The 9,258-nt window shown below is 37.3% G+C and carries 8 protein-coding genes and 1 pseudogene; 7 read left to right on the top strand and 2 right to left on the bottom strand.

Annotation, left to right across the window (positions count from 1 at the left end; all coding sequences use genetic code 11):
- Nucleotides 1-543 (bottom strand): lysophospholipid acyltransferase family protein (locus AC22ZQ_RS09400; protein WP_318958526.1); only part of this gene is annotated, 543 nt, incomplete at its 3' end.
- 120 nt (nt 544-663) lie between these two features.
- Nucleotides 664-1,383 (bottom strand): hypothetical protein, encoded by a 720-nt coding sequence (locus AC22ZQ_RS09395; protein ID WP_318958525.1) that lies wholly within the window; start codon nt 1,381-1,383, stop codon nt 664-666.
- Nucleotides 1,384-1,644: 261 nt separating this feature from the next.
- Here AC22ZQ_RS09395 and AC22ZQ_RS09390 point away from each other — a divergent pair, with 261 nt between their 5' ends.
- From AC22ZQ_RS09390 to AC22ZQ_RS09360, 7 genes and pseudogenes are all read left to right on the top strand, one after another.
- Nucleotides 1,645-2,331, top strand: a complete 687-nt coding sequence (locus tag AC22ZQ_RS09390) for a succinate dehydrogenase cytochrome b subunit (RefSeq protein WP_318958524.1) — start codon at nt 1,645-1,647, stop codon at nt 2,329-2,331.
- Between the two features lie 2 nt (nt 2,332-2,333).
- On the top strand, nt 2,334-4,334 hold the full coding sequence (locus tag AC22ZQ_RS09385) for a fumarate reductase/succinate dehydrogenase flavoprotein subunit (RefSeq protein ID WP_318958523.1): 2,001 nt from the start codon (nt 2,334-2,336) through the stop codon (nt 4,332-4,334).
- A 65-nt stretch (nt 4,335-4,399) separates the two neighbouring features.
- Nucleotides 4,400-5,146 carry a succinate dehydrogenase/fumarate reductase iron-sulfur subunit gene (locus AC22ZQ_RS09380; protein WP_318958522.1) on the top strand — a complete coding sequence of 249 codons (747 nt, stop codon included), beginning with the start codon at nt 4,400-4,402 and terminating at the stop codon, nt 5,144-5,146.
- Nucleotides 5,147-5,362: 216 nt separating this feature from the next.
- The gene (locus AC22ZQ_RS09375) at nt 5,363-5,800 is read left to right on the top strand and encodes an RDD family protein (protein ID WP_318958521.1); all 438 of its coding nucleotides are present in this window, start codon (nt 5,363-5,365) and stop codon (nt 5,798-5,800) included.
- A gap of 20 nt (nt 5,801-5,820) precedes the next feature.
- Nucleotides 5,821-6,213: an RDD family protein gene (locus AC22ZQ_RS09370; RefSeq protein WP_318958520.1), complete on the top strand. Its 393-nt coding sequence runs from the start codon at nt 5,821-5,823 to the stop codon at nt 6,211-6,213.
- A 248-nt stretch (nt 6,214-6,461) separates the two neighbouring features.
- Nucleotides 6,462-8,840 (top strand): TonB-dependent receptor, encoded by a 2,379-nt coding sequence (locus tag AC22ZQ_RS09365; RefSeq protein WP_318958519.1) that lies wholly within the window; start codon nt 6,462-6,464, stop codon nt 8,838-8,840.
- Nucleotides 8,841-9,032: 192 nt separating this feature from the next.
- Nucleotides 9,033-9,258, top strand: a pseudogene (locus AC22ZQ_RS09360) (hypothetical protein); the annotation flags it as partial.

The raw sequence follows: 9,258 nt of genomic DNA, 5'->3' as shown, positions 1-9,258 counted from the left end.
TTTACACTTTTTCGCCAATTGGAAGGCACCTTCTTTAAACTCCATCATGTGGGGTAAGTTCTCATCTGGAATGCCACCCTCTGGGAATATGGCCAAGCTCCATCCTTTGTCAACCGCTTTTTTACATTCAATAAAAGATTTGGCAGCTTTTAACCTGTCCTTTCTAAATACAGGAATGTTGTAGTTCTTAAAAAAGGTCTTCACCAAAGGGTAGGAGAGTATCTCACTTTTTCCCAAGAATAAAAATTTGTGTTCAGGAAGTATGCTGTACATTAAAAAAATGTCGAGATACGAAGTGTGATTAGCACATATAATATAAGGTCCTTCAGGGATGTCTTTTTTACCTTCCACTCTTACCGCGTAAAAACAAAAAATGCGCATGCAGTAAGACCAAAGTACACTGATTTTAAATGCATGTTGTTGCCAAGGTTTAAACTTGATAAACAAAAACATGAGGGGATAAAAGAGCAGCAAGAAAAATGCAAACACCACTCCGATGTACAATTTCCAAAGGTTAAAAAAAAGGGCTCCTATATATTTCACGTTGCATTAAATTTTCCGCTTGCTAAAGTAGCTAAAACTATTTTTTACGGAATAAAAGAAAGGGTGATTTTCTGTGTCAAAGTTACTTTTTCAAAAGAACCTTTTCTGAGTAGCTTTTGATCAGGTGTCAGTGTCTAATAATTCTTCAGATTTTGGAGCTTTTTCCTTCATCATTTCTTCTATTTTGTAATGCGGAATAACGCGGAAGGCAAATTTATATCCTTCGGCTATACCTAAGAACCAAAAGATAACCGATAATAAGCTTAAATTTTCAATGAAAATATCTAGAATAACTCCGAAGTTACCTCCAAAAATTACATCGGTTAATGAAATATCAAATTCATTGGTTATGGTGAAGATGATGGATAAGTAGTCTCCCAATAGGATACTGAAAAGGGTAAGCGCCCCACCGGTAAATCCAAATTTTTCGTCTATACCTTTCCCGGTGAATCTTAAGGTAAAACCTATGAAGAGTCCTATACCAATGGCTACAATACTTAAGTTATATCCTGAAACTACGGCAATTCCCGCCCAAACACTTGCTCCGATTAGAGCCGCAGTTAATCCAGCAATTAAGCCAAGCTTGTAATTCTGTTCTTTGTAAAGTTTATCCTTTATGGCTTGTGGCAAATACGCAATTGCATCTTTTGAATATTCTGCTTGTATGTGAGCATCATTGACGGTGTTGCTTCTTTGTATAGCCGGGTCAACTTTAAAGCTTTCACAATCTTCTTCGAAGGTAGCTTTTGCGTTGGTCAGGTTACAAACCACTCCTTGATTAGGGTCAAAGCCGCGGTTTAAACATTGTTTACAATAGTAAAGTTGGTCGTTTTGATTCATAGTGTTAAGAATTAGTGCCCTGAAAATACAAAGTATTAACGAATTAATCTGTGGGTATTCATTGTGGGTATTTAGGGAGGTGAAATTTGAAGTGGTGAAAGGCGTAAAGATGGAGTGCAGCAATTGTTCACTTTAAACCCCTTATTTTTCTCCGAATGTAGCCAATTTAACTAAACTCATTCTAAATAAGCTGAGAATTGTCCTTTTTCGGTGAACATCGTTAAATTTGCCTTGTTTAGATTATAAATTACTACAAATACTATGAGTAACTCATTTTTTAGTTCGTCTCTAGGAAGGAAATATGCCATGGCGTTATCGGCATTCTTCCTAATGTTATTCTTATTACAGCATTTTAGCATAAATATGATGTCTGTAGTAAGTCCAGAAATGTTTAACGAAACATCTCACTTCATGGGAACAAATCCTATGATTCAGTACTTAATGCAGCCTGTGTTGATTTTTGCTGTTGTATTCCACTTTGTGATGGGATTCATCTTAGAAGCAAGAAACAAAGGGGCAAGATCAGTAAAGTATGCTAAGTACAACGGAGCAGCAAACGCTTCTTGGTTCTCAAGAAACATGTTGATCTCTGGTTTGGTAATCTTGGCTTTCTTAGGATTGCACTTTTACGATTTTTGGTTGCCAGAGGTAACAACGAAGTTTGTTGAAGGTGATATGTCTGGTTTAAATGCAGCTGGAGAATTTAGATACTACGAAGAGTTACAACACAAGTTTGTGGATGGATGGAGAGTAGCAATCTATTGTATCGCATTTGTTTTATTGGCAATGCACTTGTTACACGGATTTAACTCAGCATTCCAATCAACTGGAATAGACGGTAAAATGGCCGCGGGAAGAAAGAAATTCGGAACAGCTTTCGCTATCATCGTTCCTTTAGGATTCATCTTCATCGCATTGTTTCATTTCTTAACTCAAACAGGACATTAATCATGGCAATATTAGATTCAAAAGTACCAAAGGGTCCAATTAAAACTAAATGGACTGATTACAAGAACAAAATTAATTTGGTAAACCCAGCGAATAAGCGTTTAATCGACGTTATCGTTGTTGGAACTGGATTGGCTGGTGGTTCTGCAGCAGCTACTTTGGCTGAGTTAGGATATAACGTAAAAGCATTCGCTTTCCAAGATTCACCACGTAGAGCGCACTCTATTGCAGCGCAAGGAGGTATTAACGCCGCTAAAAACTACCAAGGTGATGGTGACTCAACGTACCGTTTATTTTACGATACGGTTAAAGGGGGTGACTACCGTTCTAGAGAAGCAAACGTATATAGATTAGCAGAGGTTTCTGCAAATATTATTGACCAGTGTGTTGCACAAGGTGTACCATTCGCACGTGATTACGGAGGGTTATTAGATAACCGTTCTTTCGGTGGGGTATTGGTATCTCGTACATTCTACGCAAAAGGTCAAACAGGTCAACAGTTATTATTAGGAGCTTACTCTGCATTGAACAGACAGATCGGTAGAGGTAAAGTGAAAATGTACAACCGTCACGAAATGATGGATGTAGTTATTGTTGACGGTAAAGCGAGAGGAATTATCGCACGTAACTTGGTTACAGGAGAATTAGAAAAGCATTCAGCACACGCTGTAGTTTTAGGAACAGGTGGTTACGGTAACGTATTCTTCCTTTCTACAAACGCAATGGGATCTAACGTTTCTGCGGCATGGAAAGCACACAAAAAAGGAGCTTTCTTCGCGAACCCTTGTTACACACAAATTCACCCAACATGTATCCCAGTTTCTGGAGATCACCAATCTAAATTGACATTGATGTCTGAGTCGTTAAGAAACGACGGTAGAATTTGGGTTCCTAAGAAAATGGAAGATGTTGAAGCGATCAGAGCGGGTAAATTAAAACCAACTCAAATTGCTGAAGAAGATAGAGATTACTACTTAGAAAGAAGATACCCTGCATTCGGTAACTTAGTACCACGTGACGTTGCATCTAGAGCGGCGAAAGAAAGATGTGATGCTGGTTATGGAGTGAATGCAACTGGAGAGGCAGTTTACTTAGACTTCTCTTCTGCTATTCAACGTTATGGAAAAGAGCAAGCAACTGTGAAGCACTTGAACGTTAACGATAAAGCATTAGTAACAAAATTAGGTAAGGAAGTAGTTAAGGCGAAATACGGAAACTTATTCCAAATGTATGAGAAAATCGTTGATGAGAACCCATACGAAACGCCTATGATGATTTATCCAGCAGTTCACTACACAATGGGTGGATTATGGGTAGATTACAACTTGATGACAACTGTACCAGGTTTATACGCAATTGGAGAGGCTAACTTCTCTGACCACGGTGCTAACAGATTAGGTGCATCTGCATTGATGCAAGGATTGGCTGATGGTTACTTCGTATTACCATACACAATTGGAGACTACTTATCTCAAGATATTAGAACAGGAGCTATTTCTACAGAAACGAAAGAGTTCGACGAAGCATTGAAGTCGGTTGAAGACCAAATCAATAAGTTCGTGAACAACAACGGTTCTCAATCGGTTGACTACTTCCACAAGAAGTTAGGTAAAATCATGTGGAACAAAGTAGGTATGGCCCGTAACGAGCAAGGACTTAAAGAAGCAATCGAAGAGATTTCTGCTTTAAGAGCTGAATTCCACAAAGAAGTTCGTGTTCCAGGTGGAGCTAACGAATTCAACGAAGAATTAGCTAAAGCTTGTAGAGTTGCTGACTTCTTAGAGTTAGGAGAATTGTTCGCTAAAGATGCATTACTAAGAGAGGAATCTTGTGGTGGTCACTTTAGAGAAGAATACCAAACTGAAGAAGGTGAAGCAATGAGAAGACCAGAATTCCAATATGCAGCAGCATGGGAGTTCAAAGGTGAGCCTAAAGATGCAGTAATGCACAAGGAAGACCTAGTGTTCGAAGATATCGAAGTAAAAGAGAGAAGTTACAAGTAATTTATAATTAGGAAAAGGAAAGAGAGCCAAGCGTCTTTTCCCTTTTCCCTAATAACTTAAGAAAGATGAATCTTAATTTAAAAATTTGGCGTCAAAAGAATAGTAATGATAAAGGTGGAATGCAGAGCTACCAAATTAGCGATGTTTCTCCAGATATGTCATTCTTAGAAATGTTGGATGTATTAAACCAACAATTAAATGATAAAGGTGAAGAGCCTATCGCTTTTGACCACGACTGTAGAGAAGGAATTTGTGGAATGTGTTCATTACAAATTAATGGTGAACCACATGGACCAGATAGAGGTGTAACTACGTGTCAGTTACACATGCGTAAATTCAACGATGGAGATACAATTTACATTGAGCCATTTAGAGCGAAAGCTTTCCCTGTAATCAAGGATTTGGTGGTAGATAGATCTGCATTTGATAGAATTCAACACGCGGGTGGTTTCGTATCTGTAAACACTTCTGGTAATACACAAGATGCTAACGCAATTCCAATTCCTAAAGATGATGCTGACAAAGCATTCGACGCGGCAACGTGTATAGGATGTGGAGCATGTGTTGCTTCATGTAAGAACGCTTCTGCAATGTTGTACGTTTCTGCTAAAGTTTCTCAGTTTGCTTTGTTGCCACAAGGTAAAGTTGAAGCGAAAGACAGAGTGTTAAACATGGTGAAAGCTATGGATGATGAAGGATTTGGTAACTGTACAAATACTGGAGCATGTGAGGTTGAGTGTCCAAAAGGAATCTCTCTTGAAAACATTGCTCGTATGAACAGAGAATACCTTTCTGCTTCATTGAAGAAATAAGACGCAAAATTTCTGATATATCAAAGGCAAGTTCAATTCGTTGGACTTGCCTTTTTGTTTTTCTCTAGGAATTATTTTAAAGTGGCATCTTTTTCTGCACGCTTGAATTCCTCTTATGCTCAACCACCAAAAATTTGACACCTTGCTAAAAAGTCTAAAAAATTACTATTTTCATTGTGTTCAATATTGAACAACTTACTTAACTATTTAATTTTTATGGAAGAACTATTGTTGGACCAAGAACAGAGCGCAACTCAATTAAATAAGGCTTCTCTTGGAGTACGTTTTGGAACCTACATCATTGATGCTTTATTCTTATTTGTTATACAAACAGTGATTGAAGTAATAGGTGTGGTGATGAGTGATAATCCATTTGAAGAACCTACGACTGTTAATGTGTTTACAGGGCAGTTGATATCCTTGTTAATCTTCACCGTATACTATGTGGTTATGGAAGGAACTACAGGTAAAACAATCGGTAAATATTTATTGAAAACACGTGTAGTATCCAAGGATGGAAAGAAACCTACCATGTCACAAATTATTGGTAGATCTTTTGCGCGTATCGTTCCTTTTGAACCCTTCTCATTTTTTGGTTCTGAACCAACAGGATGGCACGATAGATGGTCAAAAACGCTTGTGATTAAAGAGTAGTTATTTAGCTTATCACGAATTTGGGCGACAAGAAAACACGTCAGGATATAAAGGTCCTTCTCCTCAAAAGAAGGGCCGCTTTTTTAATAGATTATATACTGGTATATTTTCTAAATCATATCTTATTCGCCTTCCTTTTCGATCCCCCAACATATCATTACGAAAAAGAATTTTGGTTGGTCTTTGTAGCCTTGTTTTTTTGTTACGGTATCTTTTTGGATTGGATCCTAGGTCAAACTCCCGGCAAAAGAATTTTAGGAATCAGAATTGTGGATGAAAATGGGAATACTCCAAGTTTAGTGGCTTTACTTTCTCGTAAAATAAGTAGTGCCGTTTTATTCCTATTTCTATCAAAATCTTCAGAAGTTCCTTTCAAAGATACTTTTACAAAAATTATAACTGTAAAAATTTAATTTTCAGCCTCTCCTTCTTTTTCATTTACTGCGGATATTTCCCATTTTTCGATGTATTATTTCCTGCTACTTCTAGCGATTGTCATTAAACGACAAAATTAGTACCCCCTTAGATTAAACCCTTTTGCATATGAAGTGTCTTACTAGCACAGCAGTAGTTATTTGGCAAGTAAATACCTAGTAATGGGTATAGTATGCTTGTTTGAATTTCTATTTTTGCATCAAATTTATAGAGAAGAAATTAGAGAATGAAGACAATGTATAGCAAGTGGATATTGGTTTTAATGGGAATACTCTTTTTGAATGCGGCTTCATGGGGACAAGAAAAAGTAACGCTTTCTGGAATAGTAACCGATGCTGATTCACAACAAGCAATTCCTTATGCCACGGTTAAAGCTATCAATGCCATTGATTCGGCGGTTATAGGAGGTACAACAACGAATGACTCAGGGAAGTTTGAATTAGTCGTGAAAGTTCCTAAATTCTTCTTACAAGTAAGTTTCATCGGTTATTTTAAAGATACTATCAGTGAATTTGAGGCGGGAAAAGGGGAGATAGACCTCGGGACCATCGCCTTGAACAAAGCTGTAAAAGAGTTGGATGGAGTTAACATTCAAGCCGAAAAATCGACGGTAGAATTTCAGCTAGATAAGAAAGTGTTTAACGTAGGTAAAGATTTAAGTAGCACGGGAGCAAGTGCACTTGAAGTTTTGAATAATGTTCCTTCTGTAAATGTTAGTATAGAAGGGGAAATCAACCTAAGAGGAGCAAGTGGAGCGCAAATTCTAATTAATGGTAAACCCAGTGTTATTGCTGGTGAGCAAGGAAATGCTCTAGGAACCATTACGGCAGATATGATAGAACGTATAGAGGTAATCACCAATCCGTCCGCAAAATATGATGCAGAAGGTACAGCAGGTATTATCAATATCGTATTAAAGAAAGAAGAGAAAAAGGGATTGAATGGATCTATATCTTTAAATACCGGAGCTCCCCACAACCATAGTTTGGGTCTATCTCTAAACTACAGAACCGAGAAGTTTAATTTATTTAGCCAACTGGGTGCAGGTTACCGTTCCTTGCCGAGATATAGCGAAAACATAAGTTCAGATTTAATCAACAATACTTCTGTAATTAGTGATGGGTTGAACTATAGAAATGAGAATTTCTATAACCTCAATTTAGGAACGGACTACCATATCAACGATAGAAATGTACTGACGCTTTCAGGGTCTGTAGCACTTGAATTGGAACAGCAACCTTCTACTACGAATTTTGCTTTTCAAGACTCATCGGGCAACATTGTTTCTACTTGGCAAAGAACAGAAACAACGGAAGCTGTAAATCCTAAATATCAATACGACCTCATTTACAAGAGTACTTTCAAAGACAATAAGGAACACACCTTGTTGATGAGTGCACAGGGGAATTTCTTTGGTAAAGATCAATCTTCTGAATTCTTTAATAGAATTGTTAGTGGGAGTAATCAAAACAGTGAGCAAAGGACGAATACTAATTTCCAAGAGCGCAAGCAAACTTTTAGTGTAGACTATGTGAAACCATTTAATAAGAAGCTGAAGCTAGAAGCAGGTTCTCAATATGTTATTCAAGATGTGAGTAATGATTATGCTGTTGCTGATTTAGTAAACGGTGAATGGGTACAAGATATGGGCTTGACCAATATTTTTGATTACAATCAGAACGTTTTAGGGATTTATGCAACGGGTGCTTATGAAGGTAAAAAGTATGGGTTAAAAATGGGATTAAGGGCAGAAAATACAGACCTATTAACTGTGCTAAAAACTACGAATCAGACCAATGATAGAAACTTTACTAATCTATTCCCTAGTGTGCATACATCCTATAAAATCAACAAGCGCTTTTCTTTACAAGCAGGTTACTCTAAGCGTATTTACCGACCAAGATTGTGGGATTTAAATCCCTTCTTCAATATTTCAAACACCTTCAATATTAGAACGGGGAACCCCAACTTGATGCCGGAGTTTACTGATTCTTACGAGTTGTCGAGTATCTTCATCTTTAAGAAAATGAGTTTGAATGTTAGTGCTTTTCAGTTGTATACAAAGGATGTGATAGAGCGTATAGCGAGCTTTCAGAACAATGTTACCACAACACAACCAGAGAATGTTGGTACCAAGAGGTCTACAGGTTTAGAAATGAACATGAAGTATTCACCTTTAAAGAAATTGGATATTCAAGGGGATGTAAATTATAATTTCTTTACAAGAGATGGAGCTTTAAACGGTACATCTTTCGATTTTAATGCCTCTCAATGGTCAACGAAATGGACCGCGAAAATAAAACTACCCTATAAGTTTGATTTAGAAATCACAGGAAATTACCAGTCGGCCTACCAAACCGTACAAGGAAATGTAAGCGACATGTTATTTATGGATGCAGGATTGCGCAAGAAGTTGAAAAAAGGAAAAGCTGTATTTAGTTTGTCTGTAAGAGACGTTTTTGCATCTCGTATACGAACAGTGGAAACTTTTCAGGGAAATTTCTACAATTTTAGCGAAAGCTACAGAGGTAGATTTATTACCCTTGGATTTAGCTATGGTTTCGGTAAAGGAGAAGCCATGCAGTATACAGGAGGTAGAAGGTAGTAGCCTACTTCTTTCTGATTTGATTTTTTAATGTTTTACCAACTTCCTTAAGGGAGTTGGTTTTTTTTGATCCAATTTTCATCAACCGTTTAAATCTTTCAGCATTATTTTCATACTGGTCTTCGAGCTTTCAACTGATTTTAACAGGAAGCAAACAGCCTTTTCTGTATCTTCGAAATAAAATACAATCTTATGCGCCATATTTTTACTTTTTTAAGTGTAGTTATCGCATCTAGTTTCACCTTCGCTCAAGACTATTTTCAGCAAGAGGTGAATTATAAAATAGATGTGAAGTTAGACGACCAAAATCACATGTTAAGAGGGTTCGAATACATCGAATACTATAACAATTCGTCAGACACATTGAATGTTATTAAAATGCACCTCTGGCCCAATGCTTATAAAAATGCCTCAACTG

It is taken from the genome of Lishizhenia sp. (assembly GCF_057456495.1).
Note: the sequence above shows the minus strand (reverse complement) of the source record. Positions and strands in the feature narration are given on the sequence as shown.